This window comes from Tsukamurella soli (genome assembly GCF_039541155.1).
In the GTDB taxonomy this organism is placed as follows: domain Bacteria; phylum Actinomycetota; class Actinomycetes; order Mycobacteriales; family Mycobacteriaceae; genus Tsukamurella; species Tsukamurella soli.
The window spans coordinates 1-23,183 of the sequence record NZ_BAABFR010000087.1 but is presented as its reverse complement, the minus strand read 5'-3'; the positions used below and the strand labels follow the sequence as shown (position 1 = coordinate 23,183).

At 71.7% G+C, this 23,183-nt stretch carries 18 protein-coding genes; 6 read left to right on the top strand and 12 right to left on the bottom strand.

Features of this window, described 5'->3' with window-relative positions; all coding sequences use genetic code 11:
• A partial coding sequence (locus ABD908_RS20720; protein WP_344999532.1) for a heavy-metal-associated domain-containing protein occupies positions 1-275 on the bottom strand: 275 nt, incomplete at its 3' end.
• A 54-nt stretch (positions 276-329) separates the two neighbouring features.
• Here ABD908_RS20720 and ABD908_RS20715 point away from each other — a divergent pair.
• On the top strand, positions 330-866 hold the full coding sequence (locus tag ABD908_RS20715) for a sigma-70 family RNA polymerase sigma factor (protein WP_344999530.1): 537 nt from the start codon (positions 330-332) through the stop codon (positions 864-866).
• Here ABD908_RS20715 and ABD908_RS20710 read toward each other — a convergent pair.
• Positions 855-2,300: a sensor histidine kinase gene (locus tag ABD908_RS20710; protein WP_344999527.1), complete on the bottom strand. Its 1,446-nt coding sequence runs from the start codon at positions 2,298-2,300 to the stop codon at positions 855-857. The genes ABD908_RS20715 and ABD908_RS20710 overlap by 12 nt on opposite strands.
• A 10-nt stretch (positions 2,301-2,310) precedes the next feature.
• A complete protein-coding gene (locus tag ABD908_RS20705) occupies positions 2,311-3,036 on the bottom strand; it encodes a response regulator transcription factor (protein ID WP_344999525.1) in 726 nt (241 codons plus the stop codon).
• Between the two features lie 74 nt (positions 3,037-3,110).
• On the opposite strand from ABD908_RS20705, the gene ABD908_RS20700 reads away from it, so the two are divergent.
• Entirely contained in the window at positions 3,111-3,944 is an 834-nt protein-coding gene (locus ABD908_RS20700) for a DUF1963 domain-containing protein (RefSeq protein WP_344999523.1), read from the top strand.
• 84 nt (positions 3,945-4,028) lie between these two features.
• On the opposite strand, the gene rfbB is transcribed toward ABD908_RS20700, so the two are convergent.
• A complete protein-coding gene (rfbB, locus tag ABD908_RS20695; protein ID WP_344999521.1) occupies positions 4,029-5,039 on the bottom strand; it encodes a dTDP-glucose 4,6-dehydratase in 1,011 nt (336 codons plus the stop codon).
• A gap of 223 nt (positions 5,040-5,262) precedes the next feature.
• Here rfbB and ABD908_RS20690 point away from each other — a divergent pair, with 223 nt between their 5' ends.
• The 4 genes from ABD908_RS20690 to ABD908_RS20675 all read left to right on the top strand — a co-directional run bounded on the left by ABD908_RS20690 (position 5,263) and on the right by ABD908_RS20675 (position 9,783).
• Positions 5,263-7,140, top strand: coding sequence for a carbohydrate-binding domain-containing protein (locus tag ABD908_RS20690; RefSeq protein ID WP_344999519.1), 1,878 nt, complete (start codon positions 5,263-5,265; stop codon positions 7,138-7,140).
• A 274-nt stretch (positions 7,141-7,414) separates the two neighbouring features.
• Complete coding sequence (locus tag ABD908_RS20685) at positions 7,415-8,866, top strand: sugar transferase (RefSeq protein ID WP_344999517.1); 1,452 nt, start codon at positions 7,415-7,417, stop codon at positions 8,864-8,866.
• 99 nt (positions 8,867-8,965) lie between these two features.
• Positions 8,966-9,373: a CrcB family protein gene (locus ABD908_RS20680; protein ID WP_344999515.1), complete on the top strand. Its 408-nt coding sequence runs from the start codon at positions 8,966-8,968 to the stop codon at positions 9,371-9,373.
• Positions 9,370-9,783 carry a hypothetical protein gene (locus tag ABD908_RS20675; RefSeq protein ID WP_344999513.1) on the top strand — a complete coding sequence of 138 codons (414 nt, stop codon included), beginning with the start codon at positions 9,370-9,372 and terminating at the stop codon, positions 9,781-9,783. The genes ABD908_RS20680 and ABD908_RS20675 overlap by 4 nt, the downstream gene beginning before the upstream one ends.
• A gap of 222 nt (positions 9,784-10,005) precedes the next feature.
• Here ABD908_RS20675 and ABD908_RS20670 read toward each other — a convergent pair whose 3' ends face one another.
• The 8 genes from ABD908_RS20670 to ABD908_RS20635 all read right to left on the bottom strand — a co-directional run.
• On the bottom strand, positions 10,006-10,566 hold the full coding sequence (locus ABD908_RS20670; protein WP_344999511.1) for a YdcF family protein: 561 nt from the start codon (positions 10,564-10,566) through the stop codon (positions 10,006-10,008).
• A gap of 54 nt (positions 10,567-10,620) precedes the next feature.
• A complete protein-coding gene (locus ABD908_RS20665) occupies positions 10,621-11,931 on the bottom strand; it encodes a lipase family protein (RefSeq protein WP_344999508.1) in 1,311 nt (436 codons plus the stop codon).
• Between the two features lie 119 nt (positions 11,932-12,050).
• A complete protein-coding gene (locus ABD908_RS20660) occupies positions 12,051-13,373 on the bottom strand; it encodes a hypothetical protein (protein ID WP_344999506.1) in 1,323 nt (440 codons plus the stop codon).
• A gap of 98 nt (positions 13,374-13,471) precedes the next feature.
• Positions 13,472-14,743: an MFS transporter gene (locus tag ABD908_RS20655; RefSeq protein WP_344999504.1), complete on the bottom strand. Its 1,272-nt coding sequence runs from the start codon at positions 14,741-14,743 to the stop codon at positions 13,472-13,474.
• A gap of 115 nt (positions 14,744-14,858) precedes the next feature.
• On the bottom strand, positions 14,859-16,130 hold the full coding sequence (locus ABD908_RS20650) for a diguanylate cyclase domain-containing protein (protein ID WP_344999502.1): 1,272 nt from the start codon (positions 16,128-16,130) through the stop codon (positions 14,859-14,861).
• Between the two features lie 431 nt (positions 16,131-16,561).
• A complete protein-coding gene (locus tag ABD908_RS20645; RefSeq protein WP_344999500.1) occupies positions 16,562-16,795 on the bottom strand; it encodes an MbtH family protein in 234 nt (77 codons plus the stop codon).
• The gene (locus tag ABD908_RS20640; RefSeq protein WP_344999498.1) at positions 16,792-21,147 is read right to left on the bottom strand and encodes a non-ribosomal peptide synthetase; all 4,356 of its coding nucleotides are present in this window, start codon (positions 21,145-21,147) and stop codon (positions 16,792-16,794) included. Before ABD908_RS20640 ends, ABD908_RS20645 begins: the two co-directional genes overlap by 4 nt.
• A partial coding sequence (locus tag ABD908_RS20635; protein WP_344999496.1) for a condensation domain-containing protein occupies positions 21,144-23,183 on the bottom strand: 2,040 nt, incomplete at its 5' end. The genes ABD908_RS20635 and ABD908_RS20640, both read right to left, overlap by 4 nt.

Here is a 23,183-nt window from a genome sequence, read left to right as displayed (position 1 = left end):
ACTTCGCGCGGCTCGGGCGGCAGCCGGGTACCGGCCGCCACGCCGTAGCCTGCGCCGACCACCGCAGCGGCGAGGTCGGCGTCCGGCACGGTGGGACCCGCGGTGACCGTCGCGGTGCCGGTGACGAAGTCGACCGACGCCGACACGGACGGGTCCACCCTGCGCAACGCGCGTTCGACCCGATTCGAGCACGCGACGCACGTCATCCCCGACACCCGCAGGCGCACCAGGCGCGCGGCATCGCCCCGATCGGCGGCGGTGCGAGCTGCGGTCACCCGTCCAGTGTGACAGCCGCGCAGCGCCGCCGGGCCTGCAGCTACGCTGACCGGGTGAACCCCGACGCCGGCCCCGCGGATCTCACCGCACTCGCGCTACGCGCGGCCGCGGGCGACGTCGACGCGCTGGACCGGTTCGTGCGCGCCACCCACGACCAGGTCCGACGGTTCATCGCATACCAGGCGCACCCCCGCCACGCCGACGACCTGACCCAGGAGACGTTCGCCCGTGCGATCGCGGCGCTGCCCACATTCCAGGGTCGCTCGCACGCCCGGACCTGGCTGTTCTCGATCGCCAAGAACGTGGTCACGGACTCCCAGCGCGTCGCCGCGCGCCGCCGCACCGTCCCGCACCCCGCGCCGGACCGCCTCGGCCCCGCTCGCAGCGACGTCACGACCACGGTCCTCGACCATCTGCTGGCGGGCCTGCCCGCGGAGCAGCGCGACGCACTCGTGCTGACCCGCGTGCTCGGGTTCGGCTACGACGAAGCAGCCGAGGTCCTCGGCTGCGCGACGGGCACCATCCGCTCCCGCGTCGCGCGCGCCCGGACCGCCCTGCGCGCCGAACGTCGGGGCCGATCAGCGGGCTGACCGGCAGCCCGGGTCGGGCAGCAGTAGTACGAAGGTGCTTCCGCCGAATTCGTTGCGGTGCAGTTCGATCCGTCCTCCGTGAGCGTCGGCGATGGCGGCCGCGATCGCCAGGCCCAACCCCGTGCCGCGGCCCGTGCGCCCGGCCTCGACCCGGTAGAAGCGGTCGAAGATCCGCTCGGCGTCGGCCGGCGGGATCCCCGGGCCGTGATCGATGACGGCGACCGACGTGACGGCCGCGGTGCGGGCACCGTCTGTGTCGACTCCCACCGCCGCGACCGGCGCCTCCGACGGTCCGCCGCGGCGGACCCGCACGACGATCGGCGCCCCGCCGTCGCCGTGCACCAGCGCGTTGTTCGCGAGGTTGGTGATCACCTGCCGCAGGCGGTCCTCGTCGGCGCGGACCAGAACGGGCTCGTCCGGAGCGTCGACGGTGACCGTCCGCGCCGGATTCCGGGCGAGGCTGTCACGGACCACGTCGCGAGCGATCGCGGCCAGGTCCACCTCCGCAGTGTCCAGCGCGCGGGTGCGATCGAGGGTGGCGAGTTCCAGTAGGTCGTCGACGAGGCCGCCCATCCGCCTCGCCTCGGACTCGATCCGCCCCATCCACTCGCGGACCTCGGCCTCGTCGGTGGCGCCGTACCGGCGGTACAGCTCGGCGAATCCCTGGACCGAGGTGAGTGGGGTACGCAGCTCGTGTGAGGCGTCGTCGACGAACCGCCGCAGCCGCTGTTCGGAGGCCTCGCGCTGACGTAACGCCTCGAGCAGACGGCCCACCATCGCGTTCAGCGCGACGCCCAGGCGCCCGGTCTCCGATCGCGGGTCGGCCTGCGGGATCCGTCGCTCGAGATCGCCCGCCGCGATGGCGTCGGCCACGGCCTCCATCTGCTGCAGCTGCAGCAGGCTGCGGCGGACGACCACCGCGCCGACGACGGCGAGCACCACCATCACCGCGGCGCCCACCGCGAGTTCGATCGTGATCAGTTGGCCGACCGCGCTGTCCACGCTCGCCTCGGAGATCGCCAGCGCCACCGTCACGCCGTCCGATGCGCGCACCCCCCGGACGCGCCACGGGGCGCCGCCGAGCAGATCCGACCGAGTGGTGATGCTGCCGATGGCCGGGGCCTCCGTGAGACGCGGGCCGCTGCGGTCGGTGCGCGATTGCCCGAGCATCGACTCGACGTGACCGGTCCTGTCGAAGAAGACGACCCGGAAGTCCGACGGCACCTGGTTGAACGGGTGGTCGCGTGCGCTCGGCGGCGCGGGCAGGCCGCCGTCCTCCCAGGGCCGCGACATCTCGACCAGCTTCTCGTCGACGCGCGCCACCAGTCCGCTCCGCAGCATGGTGACCGAGACGAGACCCATCACCGCCAGACCCAGGCACGTGATCGCGACCAGAGCGGCCGTCAGACGCCAGCGGAGGGTGCGCGGCCGCATGGTCACCGTGCTACTCGGATCCGGCGGGCGCGGCGGTGCGCAGGACGTAGCCGACGGTCCGCAGGGTGTGGATCAGCGGCGGCCCCTCGGCGTCGAGCTTGCGGCGGACGTAGGCGATGTACGTCTCGACGATGCGCCGGTCGCCCGCGTAGTCCCGCCCCCACACGTGGTCCAGGATCACCTCCCGGCTCAACGCGCGCTCCGCGTTCGACATCAGGAACCGCAGCAGGCGGAACTCGGTCGGGGACAACGGGATCGGGGCGCCTGCCCGGGTAACCTCGCCGGTCTCGGCGCGCAACTGGACATCGGCGTAGGCGAGGTCGGCCGCGGCGCGACGGTCGGGCCGCACCCGCCGCAGGATCGCCTGCAGGCGGGCCACCACCTCGTCGAGGTCGAACGGTTTGGTCACGTAGTCGTCGCCGCCCAGGGTCAGGCCCGCGACGCGGTCCGCGGTGCGGCCCTTCGCCGTCAGGAAGAGGACGGGGATCGGGTCGTCGCTGCTGCGGATCCGGGCGGCGACGGTGAAGCCGTCGATGTCCGGGAGCATCACGTCGAGGACGATGATGTGCGGCAGGAACGACTGCGCTGCGGACAGTGCGTCGGTGCCCGTCTCCACCGCACACACCTGGAATCCGCTGCGCCGGAGTGTGGCCGCGATCAACTCGCGGATGTTCGGCTCGTCGTCGACGACCAGCACCCGAGTCGGTTCGATCCCCGACCCACCTGCGTCATCCACCCGTACCGTCCGCCCTGTCGTTCGTGCCGCCTCCACGCACCATCCCTACCACTCGGCCGTGGCAACCTGTATCCATGTCGTTCCTGCGCAGGTCGATGGGCCCACGGATGCCCGGCGAGCTGGTCGCCCTCGTCGACGCGCTGCGCGTTCCGTGCGTGGGCCTGCTGCCGGTCGGCGGTCGCGTCGGCGCCGCGGACTCGTACGCGGGCGGGCACCCGTTCTGGCCCGACGGTGCCGACTGGCCCGAGTACGCGGGCCGGCCGATGAGCTTCGTCGCACAGATCGATGCCGCGGCGCTGCCGATCCCGGTCCCGGGGTTCCCCGAGCGGGGGCTGCTGCAGTGGTTCGTCGGTGCCGACGACGTCCTCGGTGCCTACGGCACGCCGGGCGAACCCGGGTTCCACACCAGGTGGACGGACCCGTCGGCCGCCCCGAGCGTGCGGGCACCGTCGGACCCGACTCCCGCGCACATCGCCGAGCGCCGCGGCGACGACATCCGATTCGCGCTCGAGACGCGGATGCCGATCCCACTGCGTCCGTTCGCAGTGCAGACGATCCCGTACCTCGACGAGGCGGGGATCGCAGACACCGAGCCGATCGCGCGCTGGGCCGAACAGCTCGACGAGGATCCGGACGACCTCGACTACGTGTGGGCCGAGCACGTCCGCGGACCGAGCAGCCCGCTCGCCGACATCTGGCGGGGTTCGAACATCGGCGGCTTCCCGACCTTCACCCAGTGGGACGTCCGGGGAACCGACGACTACGCGCCGTGGGGCGCACGGGAGGGCGCGCTGATCCTGGAGCTCGACTCCGACGACATCCCCGGGTGGGGCGACGGCGGCGTGGGCCACCTGTTCGGCATCGCGTCCGACACCGCGACCCATCGCTACCAGTGGGACTGTCTCTGACTGGTGCCGCTGGTCGGTACCTCGCCGACGCGAGCCACTTGCGCGCGGGTGGGCGAGGGCCGGCACGCTCGGATCATCGATCCGCTAGATGCTCTCGACCTGCTCACCCTGCGCGGCGTAGGTCTGTTCGGTGGCCGATTTGGCGGGCCGCCACCAGTCCTCGTGTGCGCGATACCACGCCACCGTCTGCGCCAAGCCCGCCCGGAAATCACGGTAACGCGGCTCCCAGCCCAGCTCGGTCCGCAGCGGCGTGGGATCGATCGCGTACCGCAGGTCGTGCCCTGGGCGATCGGTGACGAAGTCGAAATCATCTGCGTCCCTGCCGAACTCCTCCAGGATCAGTCCGATCACGGAGCGGTTGTCGAGCTCGCCGTCGGCACCGATCAGGTAGGTGCGGCCGATCTCGCCGCGGTCGAGGATCGCCCACACCGCGCGGTTGTGGTCGTCCACGTGGATCCAGTCGCGCACGTTGCGGCCCGCGCCGTACAGCCGCGGTCGCACGCCGTCGATCAGGTTGGTGATCTGCCGTGGGATGAACTTCTCGACGTGCTGGTAGGGGCCGTAGTTGTTGGAGCAGTTGGAGATGGTGGCGCGCACCCCGAACGAACGCACCCACGCCCGGACCAGCAGATCGCTGGAGGCCTTCGTCGACGAGTACGGGCTCGACGGGTTGTACGGCGTCGTATCGGTGAACCGGCCCGGGTCGTCCAGTTCGAGGTCGCCGTACACCTCGTCGGTCGAGACGTGGTGGTACCGGACGTCGTGTCGGCGGACCGCCTCGAGCAGTGCGAAGGTGCCGACCACGTTGGTCTGGACGAACGGCCAGGGGTCGTTCAGCGAGTTGTCGTTGTGCGATTCCGCGGCGAAGTGCACCACCGCATCGGCGTCTGCGACGAGGCGGTCGACCAGCGCGCGGTCGCAGATGTCGCCATGCACGAACTCGATCCGGTCGCCGAGGTCGGCGAGCGACGCGCGGTTGCCGGCGTAGGTCAGCGCGTCGAGGACGGTGACGCGTATGTCTGAGCGTTCTTCGACAGTCTGATGAACGAAATTCGCGCCTATGAATCCAGCCCCACCCGTGATCAAGATATGCACAACCGTGACGCTACCGGACCCATAATCCTTTCGCTGCATTTGGAATGTTTTCGATGCCAAATCATTCGTTGCTGCAACATGTTTCGCGCGCACAGCCTCGTCCCAGCTGGGATTGACGCCTGATTCTCCTGTGTCTAATGTAACGCGTGTTGTTGATGATTCTCATGTGACAATTGTTGCTCAGTGGTCAGAAAGGGCCCCCATGCGTCGGTGCGCACCGGTCGTGGCTGTCGTACTCGCTCTCGTCTGCGCCGTATGGGTGTCGGCCACCCCGCCGCACGCCGACGCCGCATCCGTCGTGATAAACGGGACCGCGATGACCGTCTCGCCGTCCTCATCCGGCTCGACCGTCGCCGACTCCACGGCGACGAGCGGGAAGGCCCTCGCGCTCAGCGCGAACGCCACGGCGTCGACATCGAGCGCGGTCGCCGCGTCCACCCAGCTGATCCTCCGGGCCCGCGCCGCCCAGTGCCTCGGATCGCCGACCGCCGCGGTAACCGTCGACGGTGTCAGCCTCGGGTCGGTGACCCTGAGCTCGGCCACGTACACGACGTATGCGTTCAGCAGCGCCATCGCGGCAGGGACGCACACGATCGCCGTGGTCGCCACCAACCTGGTGAATCTGCTGTTCTGCGCGCGGACCGTCTACATCGACACGATCACCGTCGTGGGCGCCGTCGCGACCACGACCGCGACTCCGACCACCACCACGACACCCACGACGACCACGACGCCACCCACCACCACCACGCCGACCACCACCACCACGCCGACCACCACCACCACGCCGACCACCACCACGACCGCGACCACGACGACCACCGCCCCCGCGGGCTGCGCGACCGGGCAGTTCCAGGCGAGCTACTACAGCGGAACCACCCCGTCCGGCACGCCCGTGGTGCAGCGGTGCGAGTACGCGATCGGAGCGTCGTACGGCACCACGGCGCCGGTCACGGGCGTCACCGCGGGCGACTTCTCGGTCGTGTACTCGGGCACCGTCACGTTCCCGAGCTCGGGGACCTACACGGTGGCCGCCGACACCGGCGGCACCACCGTCTCACTCACGATCGACGGCACGTCTGTGCTGTCGTACCCGACCGCGAACTGGGGGCACTACTCGGCGGACGCCACCGTCGCCGCCGGCAGCCATACGGTGGCCGCCACCATCGGAGTGCCCACGACGTCCGGCTTCGAGAACGTGTCGATCTCGCCCAACACGCTCGGCACGGCGACGACCAACGGCGACTTCTTCGCGCAGAACTCGTTCTGGAACCGGGCGAGCGCGTCGTCGGGCACCGTCGACCCGCGGAGTGCGGCCTGGGTCAGCGCCCTGTCCTCGAACTCCGCGGTCACCTCGATCGCCCTCAACAGCGACGCCTGGTCGACACCGGTATACACGGCGCCCGCAGGCACGGCGACCGCCTCGATCGCGGTGACCAACTCGGGCAAGCACCTGACGATCCCGTACACCACGGCCTACCAGCCGAGCCCCGACACGGACGCGCACCTCGCGGTCATCGATGCCGCGACCGGCTGCGAATACGAGTTCGAGGGCTTCAACGCCTCCTCCATGTCCGCGACCGCCGCCGCCACATACCACGCCTACACGGGTTCCGGGGCGCACGTGAGCGGGCCGGCGCACAGCGGCGGCGAGCTGTCATACCTCGGCGGACTGATCACGCCGCGCGACGTGTCGTCCGGCACCATCGCCCACGCGCTGCGCTACGCGGCACCGTCGGGCGACACCGGCCCGCAGTTCGCCTACCCCGGCACCCGCTCCGACGGTGCCGCCATCGCCGGGATCCCCGAGGGGACGTGGATGCGCCTCGACCCGACCTTGAACCTCTCGTCGTACAACCTCACGGCGTTCCAGAAGATGGTCGCCGTCGCGCTGCAGACGTACGGCGGCTACGACGCCGACCAGTCTAGCAACCTGGTCCTGTACGCCGAGAGCACGATCGACGGCTCGACCTACAGCCAGACCCTCTCCGCGCTGCCGGTGTCGCTCGTCTCACACCTCCAGTTCCTCACGCCTGCAGCACAATCCACGTCCTACCAGATGGACACCAACACCGATTCGACATGTAACCAGCAGTCGTGACGGACCCGAACAGGGTGGCGAACGGGGCGGGGTGGACGGACCGACCGAACACAGGAGTTCATTTTGTTGCGATCAACCATTCAACTTCTGCATTCCGGACAGTAGGATACTGCTGTGCCAGCCACCCGACGCTACCCGATATGTCCGGTGAACTCGATCACAAAGATCATCGTTGTAATAACAGTGACTCTTCCCTGATCGAGAATAATCGGTGAACCGCGAACCCGTCCCCAGTCCCCATCGGGCCCCACCCGAGCTCGCCCCTAAGGCAGACATGGCCGCCACGCCTGCATACACCCCCGTACCGCACGACGGTGCTTCCCCGCGCCGACTGCCGGCCGGAATGGTCACCGCGACCGACGCATGCGTCGGGATCGTCGCGGTGGGCGCCGGACTCGTGGTCGCTCTGTGGCACGACCACGCCGACCCGCGCTGGAGCGTGCTGTTCGCGTTCATCGCCCTCGTCCTGTGGCTGTCGCTGCTCGCGTGGTCGAAGGCGCTGGCGGTCCCGCTTCTGCGGATGGGTACCGCGGAGTTCCGACACGTCGTGGTGTCGACGTTCGTCGTGTTCGGCGGCGCAGCGGTCGTGTACACCTTCCACAACAACCTGATGCTCGATCGGTTGGTGACGGTGACGCTGCCGATCGCGCTGGCGGGCGTGCTGCTGGCGCGGCTGGGGTGGGTGCGCTGGTTGCAGGTGGCCCCCACGCGGGAGGCACGTCTCACGCCCACCCTCGTCGTCGGCGGCTACTACTCGGCGCGCGCGACCAGCGCCGCCCTGCTGCGCGCCCCGGAGTCCGGCACCCGGATCGTCGGCGTGTGCGTCCCCGATGCCGACGCCCGCGAGCACACGTCCGTGCAGATCGACGACACCGAGATCCCCGTAGTGGGCACCGACCACGAGATCCTCGCCGCGCTGGACGCCACGGGCGCCACCGCCGTCGCGCTCACCGCGACGGACTCGCTCGGACCCGGCGACCTGCGCCGCCTGATCTGGGAGCTCGAGGAGCGCGACGTCGAGCTGATCGTGACACCCGGCGTCGTGGACATCGCCGGCCACCGCATCGTCTTCCAATCCGTCGGCGACATGCCGATGCTGCACATCGCGCGCCCGCAGCACGCACACGCGGACTCCCTGGCCAAGCGCGCGTTCGATGTCGCGTTCTCCGCAGGCGCGCTGCTCGCCATGTCGCCGGTGCTGATCGCCGCGGCGATCGCCGTGAAGTTCACCAGCCCCGGCCCGGTGTTCTACAACGCCGAGCGGATCGGGGAGAACGGCGAGCCGTTCACCATGCACAAGTTCCGCAGCATGTATATCGACGCCGACCAGCGCCTCGCCGAGTTGGAGGCGCAGAGCGAGGGAAACGGCGTCCTGTTCAAGATGCGGAACGACCCGCGGATCACCCCGGTCGGCGGCTTCCTGCGCCGCTACAGTCTCGACGAGCTGCCGCAGTTCATCAACGTACTCAAGGGCGAGATGTCGGTGGTGGGCCCGCGCCCCGCGCTGCGCCGTGAGGTGGAGCAGTACTCGACCGTGATGCAGCGCCGCCTGCTGGTGAAGCCGGGCGTCACCGGCGCCTGGCAGGTGAACGGCCGCTCGGACCTGAGCTGGAACGAGTCGATCCGCCTCGACATCGGATACGTCGAGAACTGGTCACTCGCCCGCGATGTCGGCATAGTCCTCAAGACCGTCCGCGCGGTCGTCGCCTCGGACGGCGCCTACTGACGGCAGGGCCCGCGCCCGCTGCGCGCAGGGCCCGCGCAACCCGAGCAGCGGGGCCGCGCAGCCGCACCGGCGCCAGGAACGGCGGCTATCGTGTCTGCCGTGCAGACGGAAGCCGAGCCCGGCCGGGACACCCCGTGGCCGACTGCCGCGCTGGTCGCCGCGGGCGGCGCGCTCGGCGCCGCTGCCCGCTACGCCCTCGGCATCGCGTTCCCGCCGAACGGCTTCCCCTACGTCGTGCTGGTAGAGCAGGTGCTCGGGTGCCTCGCGCTCGGCGTGCTGCTGTCGGCCACCCGTGCCGGCGGTGCGAGTGCCCGACGGTGGCGGAGCCTCGGCGGCCTCGGCCTGCTCGGCGGGTTCACCGCGCTGGGTGCGTACGCCGTGGCCGGGGTCGATGCTCAGCCACCGGCCGCGGGCCTACTGTTCCTCGTGGTCATGCCCGTTGCCGGGCTCGCAGCCGTGGCCTGTGGGTACGGTCTCACATCCCGACTCCGGGCGACCCGCGGGTGAGCGTGGTGGGGGTGCTCGCCGCGGCGCTCGGCGGGGCGCTCGGCACCGTCGTCGCCTACCTCGTCGCGGTGCGCACGCCGGCCGCGTGGCGCTGGACCGCGGCGCTGGTGCTGACGGTGGCGGGCTCGTTCGCGGCCGGGGTCGGCGCGTTCGTCAAGGACACCGCGGGGCAGACGGGCCACGCCGCACACCTGCTGGACCTGGCCGCGCCGTTCGCCGTGGGGCTCGCGTCGCTGTCGTCGGCGGCCCTGCTCGGGTTCCTGTGGACGGCGCCGGAACCGGGCACCCGCCGCCGACCGGCAGCCCGGACGGTGGCGGTGATCAGCGCTGCGGCGGCCGCGGCGATCGCCGGCTACCTGCTGCTCAGCATCCTGTACTACACCTCGACGAAGCTGCCGCGCCTCACCTAGGTGTTTTCGGCAGATAGGTCGGGCGCCTTCAGGCGCTTACCGACGGTACATCGGCTGATCGAACGTCCAGACGCTCATCGGCGAGGCGAGCCTCCGTCAGCATCCGAACGATTCGTGCGCATCGGGACTGCCGGTAAGCGGCTGCACCGTCGGTGAGCGAGCGGCCTCTCCTCGATCAGCCGGCCCGCACGGCTCGGCACCGGCCCGATTCACCGGCACAGTTCAGCAGTGCCCCTGCACCGCCGCCTTGACAGTCCCGACGGCCTGATAGATGTACGTCAGCTCCCAGTCCGCCAGGTTGAAGTGGTATGCGCGCGGGACCGCCCGCATCACTGTGCCGCCGTCGAAACAGTTGCGGAAGATGTACCGGGCGCGGGGTAGGTGGTAGCCCCAGCTGATCACCATCACCGTGTGCCAGCCGTACTGCCGGGCCAGGCGCTCGGTGAACAGCGCCTCGCCCCGCGTGGTCCCCGGGTCGGGGACCTCGCACAGCACCGTGACCTGCGCATCGCCCGCCGCGCACATCGCGTTCATGAAGTCGTCCCAGCGCCCGTACGGATCGGACAGCACCACGGTCTTCGCGTAGCCCTCGTGGGCCAGCCGGATGCCGTACGCCTCGCGGCCGTCGTGGTCGCCGCCCAACACGATGATCGCGTCGACCTTCCGCAGCGGATCCTCGTGGTCGCGGCCGAACTCCCAGTAGCCCACGCCACCGATACCGGCGAACACCAGCACTGCGGCGAGCACGACGCACCAGATCGACCGCCGCAACACCACTCCCACGCGCGGCAGCCTACCGGCCGAGCCTGTGACGAGGCAGGCCTCCAGATCCGGGCGCTACAGTCCCCGGCCCACGGCGACCCGGGCGGCGACACCGAGTAGCCGCGCGGTCCGCGCGAGGTGCGCGCCCGACGCCATGATCGTCTTCCGAGAGCTTCGCCCGGCGGGCGTGACGGGCCGGCCCTCGAGCCGGTCGGCGAGCCAGCCGAACAGCAGCGGCGCCGACAGGAAGTGCAGGCTGAAGTGGTCGCTCCAGTCGTCGGTCACGTAGGTGACGTGGGTGCCGCCACGGGCGTACCGGTCCGCGTGCGCCGTCGCATCGTCGAGCGGCACGATCTGGTCGCGGGTCGACTGCACGATCAGCATCGGCACCGACGGTGTCTGCTGCCCCGGCCGGATCTCGTCGAAGATGTACTTGAGCGTCGGCAACTCGATCATCTGATCGATCGGCCGATCGGCATGATGACACAGGTCCTTGTGCGCCATCGCGCGAATCGCCTGCTCGGGGGTCCAGTTCGGTGCGTCCTCGTAGAAGACCTTGCGGCCCTTCTCGTTGACGTGGTCGTCGAGCAACTGTCGCAGTGGCGGGTATTCGCGGGCCAACGCGGCGATGAACAGCGTCGGCAGCCCGGTGAACAGCGTCTTGTTGAGGTAGACGAAGGTGCTGCCCGGGTCGCTGACCGGCGCCCCCATGGCGCCCGCCACCAGGTTGATCTCGGGCGCGTACGTGGGCGCCACCTCGGCGGTCCACGCGGTGGCCAGGCCGCCGCCGGAGTAGCCCCACACGCCGACCCGGGTGTCGGCGCGAAGGCCCAGCGGTTCGTGTCGCAGGCAGGCGCGGATCCCGTCCAGGGTCATGTAGCCCGGCTCCCGCGGCACGCCCCAGCGGCCGGCCTGGCCGCCGTGGTCGGGGATCGACACCGTCCAGCCGCGCGCCACGGCGGCGGCGACGAACACGAACTCGATCTGCGGGAACGACGTCCCCTGCGTCACAGCGCCGTGCTGCAGCACGTACGACGGGAAGGTCTCGGGGGCGATCGCGTCGATGGCGCACTGGTACGACACGAGCGGCGCGCCCGGCTCGGCGCCGGAGGCGCGGGTGACGACGGTGGTCGTGGTCACCTCGGCCGCGCCGTGCATGGTGGTCGTGCGGTACAGCAGCTGGGTCGCTCGCACCCGCTGCTTGACCTTGCCCAGGAACGCGACGGTGACGTCGCGGTGGCGCAGCACGGTCCCCTCGGGCTGATCGGCGAAGCCCTCCGGGGCGTCGAAGAACGGGTCCACGCCGACCGGCTGCGCCATCGCGGGCGCGGGCCAGGGCTCGGCGGCGGGTTCGCACGTGCGGACGTCGTCGTTCACAACCGTCATCGGTCCTCCTCGGTCGGGGTCGAAGAGACCATACACCGACGATGGGACAAAATCTCGAATCGTGTCCCAGCTGTTGTGCGCGACATGCTCCGCAGCGCCGCCGCGTCAGGCAGGCTTCGTCAGGCCCGCACGATCGCGTCGCCGTCTCGGGCGGTCACCGCTATGCCGGCGAGACCCGGCACGTCGACGGAGGCGACGACCGCATGCGCACCGGCACCGTCGGCGTGGATGCCGCCGGCCACCGCGAGCGCCCCCACCGGGCCGCCCACCTCGACGGCGGGGACGCCGCCGCCGGCGGTGGAGATCCGGCCGCCGACTGTGATCGAGGCCAGCTCGCCGCCGGGCTTGACCGACAGCGCGATCGCCTGCAGCGGCATCTGCACACCCTTCACCAGGCTCATCCCCTCGCCGCCCGTGGTCGTCAGGTCGCCGGTGATCTCCAGCGCGCCCATCGGCCTGCTGACCTGGACGCCGACCGAACCGTCGCCGGTGGTGGTGATCGATGCGAACCGTGCGGCACCGAGGGAGCCGTCGTAGAGGTTGAAGCCGCGGGCGCCGGCGCCGTGCGTCGCGATCGGGCCGCGCACGTCGAGGGTCTCCAGCGCACCGAAGTTGACGAAGCCGATGCCGCTGGGGCCCTCGGACGTGATCGCGGCCTCGGCGGTCCAACTGCGCACCGCGCCCCAGTTGTCCAACACCATGTCGTTCTGGCCGTAGGTGGTGACGGCGCCGGTGTTGACCACCTCATCGACCACGGCACCCGAGATCACGAACACGCCGCCGGAGATCAGGTCCGGCGTGCCCGCCGGGATGCCGCCGTTGGTGTGGATCGCGCCGGTCTCGAGCCGTGAGACCTGCAGCACCCCACCGTTCGCCGTGCCCGCCCAGTCACCGCACCCGCCGACGAACACGCCGCTGCCGCGGACCGGCCGCTCGGCGGACCCGGCCGACACCCCTCGGATATCGGCGGTGATGGTGACCGCCGGGTCCGGCTGGCGGTTCCACACGGTGAGCGCGCCCTGCAGCGCCTCCACGCCGAACCCGTGCGGGCGGCGGGAGCGGCCGCGCACGTCCGCGGTGTCGATACTCAGGCCGTCGATGACGATGCGTCCGGCGCGCACGGCGTCGTCGGCGAGCAGCAGCACCTGACCGTTGGTCCGCACGCCGGTCAGCGTCAGGGTGCCCAGGTCGGCCACCGAGGTGTCGTTGAGCACGGCGACCTCGTCGTCGGCGGTGAGCACCGTGACCCCGTCGAGCGTGTTGTTCGAGGTCAGGCGCACGCCCTTGGCGCCGAATCGAAGAATGCCACCGCGCAGCGTGGCACCGGCGGGCAGCGTGATCATCGGCGAGCCGGCGATCTCACCGTCGACGGTGATGTCGGTGGCGCCGGATCGGATCGCATCGGCGAGTTCGGCGGCTGTGGTGACTACAACGGTTGCCATGGGGGTCGCGTCTTCCTTGTCCGGGAGCGGGTACCCCACCACTGTAACAAATAACCGGACCGCGGTCCGAATAAAGTCAGCGGCCGTGCTCCGCGAACTCACACCGGGGCGACGCTGGTCTCCTCGGTCCCGAACCGCACGCCGCGCCGTTCCTTCCCGATCGCGGTCAGCACGATCACCGCCAGGAGCACGGGCACGACGGTCGCGGCCAGCGCGAACGGGTATCCGTGCGACTGTGCGAGCCGCTCCTGGATCGGCAGGTTGAACGCCGCGAGGCAGTTGCCCAGCTGGTATGTCACGCCCGGATAGAAGCCGCGGATCTCGTCCGGCGACAGCTCGGTCAGGTGCGCGGGCATCACGCCCCACGCGCCCTGCACGATCAGCTGCATGAGGAACGAGCCCAGTGCGATCATCCCGGCCGTGTGCGAGTAGGCGAACAGCGGCACGATCGGCAGGCCCAGCACCGCGAACACGATGATGATCGCCCGGCGCCCGTAGCGCTCGGACATCCCGCCCGCGATCACCCCGCCGATGATCGCGCCTACGTTGTAGCCGACGGCGATCCACGTCGCGTGTGCGGCGGCGAGGTGCAGGCCACCGTCGACGGCCGACTTGAGGAACGTCGGATACACGTCCTGGGTCCCGTGGCTCAGCCAGTTGAACGCCGTCATCAGCAGCACGAGGAACACGAACCGCCGCCAGATCGCGGGGTTGGAGAACACCTCGCGGAAGCCGGTCTCCGTCTGCTTGGCCCGCTCGCGCGTCTGCTCCCACACCTCGGACTCGCGCACCCGCGTCCGGATGATCAGGCTGATCGCGGCCGGCACGATGGACAGCGCGAACATCCACCGCCAGCTCAACCCCAGCCAGCTGTCGACCACGAGGTAGGCCAGCGACGCCAGCAGGTAGCCCATCGAATATCCGCTCTGCAGGACGCCCGAGAAGAATCCGCGCCGGCTCGACGGGATCTTCTCCATCGCCAGCGAGGCGCCGAGCCCCCACTCCCCACCCATGCCGAGGCCGTACAGCATCCGTAGCACCATCAGGATCGTGAAGTTCGGCGCGAACGCGCACGCGAAGCCCACGATCGAGTAGAAGATCACGTCCACCATCAGCGGTATCCGTCGGCCCTTCCGGTCCGCCCACAGACCGAACAGGAAGGCGCCCACGGGACGCATGATCAGCGTCATCGTGGTGATGAACGCCATCTTCTCCACGCTGACGTGGAAGTCCTTGGCTATGTCGGCGTACACCAATACCACGATGAAGTAGTCGAACGCGTCCATCGTCCAGCCGAGATATGCCGCCGCGAACGAGTTGCGTTGATCCGCCGACAGCTTCGGCGCATCGGGAACTGTCGTAGCCGACATCGTGGCTCCTGCCCTTTCGATCCCTCATGGACGGGTCGATTGTCGTCCCGAGGTGGGCGTAGCCGGATCCGATTCGCGCACTTACCTTACGTGAACTATCGACAAATCGTTCGGCTCAGGCCCCGGTGCGGCGCGGATTGTGGACGTCGGCGTCGGCGTCGTCGAGGATCTCGTCCGGCGTGCGTCGGTCCCGCGGCGCGAGGATGGTGGTGCCGATCACCGCGTGCGGCACGAACTCGTCGGTCTCGGTGGTCGCGATCGGCTGCCCGAGCGCGAGGTGAACCCGTTCGACCAGGGTGCGGACCCGATCGTCGGAGGCCGGCCCGGTCAGGATGACGGCGAACTGGCCGCCGCCGATCCGCGTGACGATCCCCTCGTCGCCGATCGCCTGCTGCAGCCGGTACGACGCGGCCCGGACCGCGAAGTCGCCCACGGCGCGCCCGTAGTCGTCGTTGATCTCCTTGAAGCCGTCGACGGCGATATACAGCAGCGCGCCGATCCGCGTCGTGGTCCGCGGATCGACGGCGCGGGTCAGGGTGTCCAGCAGGTGCGCGCGGTTGGGCAGCCCCGTGAGGTGGTCGTGCAGTGCGAGCCGCCGCAGCTCGTCGTGCATGCGGCGGCGGTCGGTGGTGTCCTCCCAGACGGCGAGCACATAGGCCTGACCGGAGTCGGCGGCGGGCACCGACGTCAGCGTCAGCATGCCGAGCCCGTAGTCACCGTCGTCGTGCGGAAACCGGCACTCCGTGCGAGCGGTGCGGGAGCCCGCCGCGACGACCGAGCGGAACACGTCCCGCACGCGCGGCCGATCGGGGGCGTAGACGCTGTCGAGCAGCAGCGTTCCGGGTATCGGCTTGGGGTCGCGCCCGAGCGTCGCCACGAACGCGGGGTTGATGTAGACGAGCCGGCCCGCGGTGTCGAGGACGGCGATCGCGAGGCTCGCGTGGTTGAACACCAGCTCGAACCGCACATCGGCGTCCCGGATCTGCTGGTCGATGCTCGCGCGGACCGCGCCGATCGCGTCGTGCAGCGGGCTGCGGGAATCGCGCCGCAGCAGGGCCTGCGCGTAGCCGCGGCCCACCGCGCCGCTCAGCGCCGCGGCGCTGTGGGCCGCATCCGACAGCGGCACGTGGCCGTGTTCCACGAGCACCGCCACGAGTTCGGCGGTGTAGTCGAGCACCGTGGGGTCGGCACATCCGAGCACCACCAGCTCCGCCCCGACGGTGGCTGCGGCGTCCAGCCGCAACGGCTGCGACCCGAGCGCAGCGACCAGCCCCTCGGCGGCATCACCAAGGGCCGACCGGAGCACCTCGTCGGGCACCGGATCCGGAACCAGAGATGCGACCCGCCGGTACCAGCCATCAATGGCTGCGTTGACTGCGCGATCCACAACCCAAAACTCTACTTCAGCAACTCTGGCTGAGGGTAAATCTCAGCCAATTTCAGGGGATTAGGCCAGGTCAGAGGCGTTACGAACGAATATTCCGGAGATTTCTCTATCGAATTCGAAGTCAGCTGTAACGTTCCGGCGGCCGTCATCGACATCCACCACGAGATCGATCTCCACTGCGGCGGAACCCCCACCGCAGAGCAGGACACGAAGAAATCCCGACTACGACGAAGGAGCTGGCACATGCCTCATCCCTATCCCCCGCGTCCCCATGGTCCCGGCCCTCGCCGCCCCTGGCACCCGCGCCCGCGCCGCCACGTCCGCGTGTGGGACCGCCGTTGGCGTCGCTGGGTCTGGCAGTGGCGCTGACCCGCTAGATGCTTCGCAGAGGGAGCGCACCCCACATCGGGGTGCGCTCCCTCTCTCCGTTGTCACTCGCCCGACACGGCGCTGCCCAGGAACAGACTGCGCTCCCCAGCGCGCCACACCTCGTCGACGTGTGCCAGCGCGGCCTCCCGCCCGGCAGGTCCGAACGTCACCGTCCACCCCGCGGGCACCCGTGCGAACTCCGGCCACAGGCTGTACTCGCCCACGTTGTTGACCAGCACCAGGAAGGTGCCGTCGCGGTCGTCGAAGGGATTGGTGTCGAACGAGTCGGTGCTCACAGCGGTACTCCCTGGGGATCGTCGGGGCGGTCGGGGTCGGCGGGCTCGCGGTCGGCGGGCTCGGTATTCGCGCGGCGAGCCACGGCCGCGGTGAACTCGGCGGCCAGCCGGTCGGCGGTGGCGGCGTCCTGCAGTCGCGGCGCGTGCCGCCACTGGGCCACCAGCACCGGCCCGGCCTCGGAGCCTGCGATCGTCGCGATCACCTCCACGGGAAACGCGAGCGGCAGCCGCGGCTCGGGATGCGCGGGCAGGGCCTCCACCAGCGGTCCGGCGAGGATCGGCTCCCACGGACCGGGGTCCCGAGGCGCGAGGTCGCGCCGGCCGAGGTAGTTCACGGCGACCGCGGCGGGCCGGCCCGACGGCGTCCGGTAGTCGGTGAACCAGCCGACGGTGCGCGAGGTGTCCGTTCCGAGCCCGGCATCGTCGCGCCCGTGCCACGCCGTCGCGATCTCGCCCGCGGCGGCCCGCCCGGCGAGCACCTCCTCAGCGGCGCCGAGCAGCACGGCAGACACGTCGCCCGACGCGAGCACCGCCGCGCTGTCCACCGCGCCGAGGGCGATACGGACGGTGCGCACGGACGCCGCCGTGTCCCGCCTCGGGTCGAGTGACGGGTGCGGACTCCGCACCTGTTCCCCCGCGGCCTCCAGGAGCGCGGCGGCGTAGCCGGCGGCGCTGGTCGTCTCCGGTAGCACCGATCGGCCGGCCGCCGCGTCGGCGATATCGGTGAGCAGCACCTGCCAGGACACGGCGTCGGCGGCGAGGTGGTGCACAGCGAGCAGCAGGCTCTCGTCGCCGTCCGATCCCGCGGGACCGCGCAGCCACGCCGCGGCGACCATCCTGCCACCGTCGGCGCTCAGCCCGCGTACGACGGCGAGGGCCTCGTCGGGCAGGCGGTCCGGCCGGGACGGTACGGCCTCGGTGAGGAGGTCGCCGGCGGGCACCGGGTCGGCGGCGCCGGCCAGCAGCCGACCATCGATCACCCGCGAGCGCAGCGCGGGGTGCGCCGCGAGCACCGCGTCGAGCACCTCCGTGATCTCGACGCGGGTCACGCCCGGCGGCAGCCGCACGAGCCCCACCTGCGCGTAACCGTCGTACCCGCCCGCGGCGAGGGTCCGGGCCACGGACGGCAGCCCGGTCATGTCGACGGCGTCGCCCGTACCGACCGCGTCGGCGAGCCGCGCACCGGCAGCCGCCGTGGGTCGCGCGTCTATCGCCGCTGCCAGCGCCTCGATGCTCGGGTTGGCCAGCACCAGCTGCGGGTCGGCCTGCAGGCCGGCGCGGCGCAGCGCGCCGACGGCGGCGATCGCCACGATGCTGTCCATACCCATGTCGAAGAAGTCGGCGTGCACGTCGTCGCCCGCCCCCGGCCACAGCTGCGCGCACACGGCCGCGATCGCGCGCTCGGTATCGGTCGACGGTGCCGCGCCCCGCGCCGCGGCGGCTCCGAGCGCCTGCTCGGCGAGCGCGGTCAGCGCCGCGGCGTCGACCTTGCCGTTGGGGGTCAGCGGTAGGGCGGGCACCACCTCGACCCGGGTCGGCACCATGTACGCGGGAATCCGCCCGGCGACCGCCGCTCGGACCTGGGCACCCGCGGCCGAGGTCCCGGCGGCGAAGCCCACCAGCTGCGGGTGCCGCGTGCCGGGCCGCCGCGTCACCACGACCGCTGCGGCGGTGACCCCCGGCGCGGCGGCGATCGCGGACTCCACGTCGCCCAATTCGATGCGGTAGCCGCGGATCTTCACCTGATCGTCGCCGCGACCCAGGTACACCAGGTTCCCGTCGATGTCGCACCGCACCAGGTCACCGGTGCGATACATGCGCCCGCCGGCGACGAGGGGGTCCGCGACGAACCGGCTCGCCGTCAGGCCCGGGCGGCCCGCGTAGCCGCGCGTCACCTGCGGCCCGGCCAGGTAGAGCTCGCCGATGCCGCCGCGCGGGACGGGGCGCAGGCGCGCGTCGAGCACATACGCGCGGGTGCCGGCGGTGGGCCGGCCGATGCGCGGCTCGGTGGTGTCGGCCACGCGGGCGACCACCGCCTCGACCGTCGCCTCGGTGGGCCCGTAGCAGTTGTGGACGACGGTGCCCGGCAGCGCCGCGAGCCGCTCCCACAGGTGCACCGGGATGGCCTCGCCGCCGAGGGCGAGCACCGAGAGGTGGGCACCCGCGTGCGTGTCGGTCCCGATCAGGCCGGCTGCCGCGAGCTGCGCGAACATCGACGGCGAGGTGTCGATCATGTCCACGCACGACTCACCGAGCGCCGCGATGAGCGCACCCGCGTCGCGGATCTCGTCGTCGTCCAGCAGCCGCACGGCGTGCCCCGCGAACAGGCCGAGCAGCGGTTGCCACGACGCGTCGAAGCTCAGCGACCAGCCGTGCGCGATCCGCAGCGGCCGGCCGAGGCGCTGCACCGCGGGACGGTAGAACCGCTCGATGTGGTCGGCGAGGTAGGCGGCGAGCGCCCCGTGGGTGCCGATCACGCCCTTCGGCTCGCCGGTGGAGCCGGAGGTGAAGATCACGTACGCGGCGGCGGCGGGGCTCTGCGGCGCGGCCGTGTAGTCGCGCGCCGCGGCATCCGCCGGGTAGCCCACCGTGCGCGCGAACGTCGAGAGCTCGGCGACCCGCCCCTCCGCGGTGAGGACCAGCTGCGTCCCCGACCTGGCGATCATGGACGCGACGCGGCCCGCGGGCAGGTCCGGCGCGAGCGGCACGTACGCGGCGCCGAGACCCGATACCGCCAGGATCGCGACGACGGCCCGCGGGTCACGGGGCAGCGACAGCCCCACGACGCTCCCGGGCCCGACGCCCTCGGCTGCGAGGACGCCCTGCAGCGCACCCGCGCGCCGCGCCAGCTCGCGGTAGTCCAGTTCCTCCGTGGCGGTCAGCAGCGCCGGCGCGTCGGGCGTCGCGGCGGCCTGACGCGCGAACAGCTCGGGCAGGGTCGCGTCGGCCGGCAGCGCCGGCGCCGACGGTACGGCGTCCGCGTCGGTCCCCACGGGCAGGTCGCCGACGGTGGGGCTGCCGGGTAACGCCCGCAGCACCGCGAGTATCCGCTCGCCCAGGCGACGCGGGTCGAACCGCGCGGCGAGCGACTCCGTGGCCTCGATCACCACGGTGAGCCTGCCCCGGTCCACCAGCGACACGACCGACAGCGGGTAGTGCGCCAGGGACTCCATCGTGAGCGGGCGGAAGCCCACACCGTCGGAGGCGGTCACAGTGGCCCGGGCGTCCCCGATGGGCGCGTTCTCGAAGACGAACAGCGTGTCGAACAGCCCACCGGGGAACGAGCGGGTCACGTCGGCGAGGGGTACGTAACCCACCTCGCGCATGCGGGCGCCGTCGGCCTGGGCTCGCCGCAGCGCGGCCTCCGGCGCCTCGTCGTCATCGATCCGCACGCGGACCGCCGCCGCGTTGAGGAACAGGCCCACCATGGTCTCGACCCCGTCGAGCGACTCGGGGCGCCCCGCCACCGTCGTGCCGAAGGCGACGTCCCGCGACCCGACCAGCCGACCGAGCACCACGGCCCACGCGAACTGGGCGAGCGTTCCCGCGGTGAGGCCGCGTTCGCGGCCCCACGTCAGCAGATCCGAGGTCTCCTCGGCGCCCAGCGCGACGGTGACGGCGCCGGGCACCTCGCCGGGGCGGACGGGACCGTCGGCGAGCGTGGTCGGCGTGGCGCCGTCGAGGTACCCGCGCCACCGCTCCAGCGCCGAGGCCGAGTCCTGCGCATTCAGCCACGCGACGTAGTCGCGGAACGGGCGCACGGGAGGCAGCACGCTCGCGGGATCGGCGATCCCCCGGCCCGCCGCGTCGTACAGCGCGATGAGCTCACGGAAGAACACCGCCATCGACCAGCCGTCCATCACGATGTGGTGCGCGGTGAACACGAATCGCGCTGCGCCCGCTCCGGGTTCGGCATCGGTCAGGCGGGCCACCGTGAGCCGCAGCAGCGGGCCGCGGCGCAGGTCGAACCGCGCCCGCCGATCGCTGGCGGCGAACTCCTCGAACTCCGCAGCAGTGCAGTCGATCTCGCGCCACGGCAGCTCGGCCCAGGTGGGCACGATCTGCACCGGCTGCGGAACGTCCGTGTCCCACACCGAGGCCCGCAGGTTCGCGTGGCGCCGCAGCAGCGCCTCGCCGGCGGCGCGCAGGCGTTCGGCGTCCAGCTGCTCACCGACCTCCACGACGAACTGCATCGTGTACACATCGGTGCCTGCCGCATCTCCTCGACCGCCGGCCGCGCCGGGTCCCGTGCGGGTCGCCAGGGCGTGCATCCCCGCCTGCAGCGGGGTCAGCGCGATGACGTCCTCGATCGCGGGTGCCTCCTCGGCGGCCTGCGCCTGATCCGTGGTCACGCGTTCCCCTTCCACGCGGTCTGCAGCGCGGCCAGTTGGTCGGGGCCCAGCCCGGAGGCGCTCATCGGCGCGGACGGCGGCGCGGGTTCCGGTGCGGCCAGTGGTGTCTCCCCGTCCGCGACGCTGCTCCCGCCCGCCGCGTCGACGGCGGCCGCGAGTTCGTCGATCGTCGCGGTCTCGAACACCATCTGCGGCGTCAAGGCCAGTCCGTCGGCCGCGGCGCGCGCCGACCACTGCAGCGACGTCACGCTGTCGCCGCCCACGGCGAAGAAGTTGTCGCCGGGCTCCACGCCGGCCACGCCCAGCAGCTCCTCGAGGATGTCGATCAGCTTCGCCACCGTCTCGGGACTGCCGGTGGATCCGGTTGCGGCCCCGCCGGTCTCGTCCTCGCCGACACCGGCCCCGCCCGCGAGGCCGGGCAGGTCCAGCGACCCGACGGTGACGTCGGCGTCCGCGGCCATGGCCGCGAGCACCGCCTGCAGGCCGTCCGCGAGCACCGCGGCCGTCTCCGCCGCGTACACGGTGGGGCTGGCGATCACCATGCCGTCCCAGCCGCCGTCGGCGTTCGCGAACAGGCTGAGCGACAGATCGATCAGCGCCACATCGAAGTCCGTGGGCAACGGCGCGGCGGTCAGCCGATCGGTGACGGCGCGCGGCGCGGCAGCGGCCGAGTCGTCGCGCACGTGCACCATCGTCTGGAAGACGGGGTTTCGGCCCGGGCGGCGCTGCGGCGCGAGCGCATCGACCACCGCCTCGAACGGGGCCGCCTGATGCCGCAGCGCGTCCAGCGCGGAGGCGCGCGCAGCGCGCAGTACGTCGGCCAGCCCGGCATCGGCCGTCACCGGCGTCCGGAGCGCGATCATGTTGGCCAACAACCCCACCATCGACTCGGTCGCCGGATCCGTGCGGCCGGCCGCCGGGGTGCCGACCACGAGGTCCTCGCCGCCCGCGTGCCGGTGCAGCAGTACCGCGGCGGCGGCCTGCCCGATCATGAACTCCGTTGCGCCGCTGCGGTCGGCGAGCGACTTCAGTCGTGCTCGTACGTCGGCGGGCACGGTGAACGTCACGCGGTGGCCGGCGGCGAACGCGTGGCTCAGGCGCCGCGGGTGGTCGTGTCGGGCGGGGATCTCGTCGGGGGCGCCGCGCAGGACGGCGACCGTCTGCTCGACCTCACGCCGCCCGGCGGCGGACGAGAAGACCTCCGCCTGCCACAGCGCGTAGTCCGGGAACTGCTGCGCCGCGGGCACATCCGCCGGCGGCATGCCCGCGACCCGGGCACGGTACGCCGCGAAGAGGTCGTCGATCACGGTCGCGAACGACGCATGGTCGATCACCAGGTGGTGCACCAGCAGCTGCAGGACGGTACCGCTCGATCCGCTGATCAGCGCAGCGCGCAGCAGCTCGCCGCCGATCAGCTCGAACGGCCGCCGCATGCGCTGCGCGCGAGCCGCTTGCGGATCGTCGGCGGTGACGCGGTCGAGCACCAGGTCCCGCGCGCGGGCGGCGAGGACGGTGCCGACGGGCACGCCACCGTCGACCTCGAACACGGTGCGCAGCGCCTCGTGGCGCGCCACCACGTCGCCCAGTGCGGCCTCGAGCGCATGCGCGTCGACGGGGCCGTCGAGCCGCAGCGCGACCTCGATGACCCCGGCACCGGACGCCCCCTCCGACCCCGCGGAGGCACCGGACATGATGTGCGCGAACCAGATCGACCGCTGCGACGCGGTGAGCGGGATGCGGGCGGGCCGGTCGGAGACGGTCCGGACCGGGGGCAGGACGTCGTCGGGCGCGCCGCCTTCGGCGGCCCGATCCAGGGCGCGGTCCACGGCCGCCGCGAGCTCGGCGACGGTCGGCGCGTCGAAGACCGCCGCGACCGGCACCGTGACCCCGAGGTCGCGCCGCAGCAGGGCGACCAGGCGAGTCGCCAGCAGCGAGTGACCGCCGAGGCCGAAGAACGAGTCGCCCGCCGCGACCGCGCCGGCCGCGAGCAGCTCGCCGTACAGACGGGCGACGGCGATCTCGGTCCGGGTCGCGGG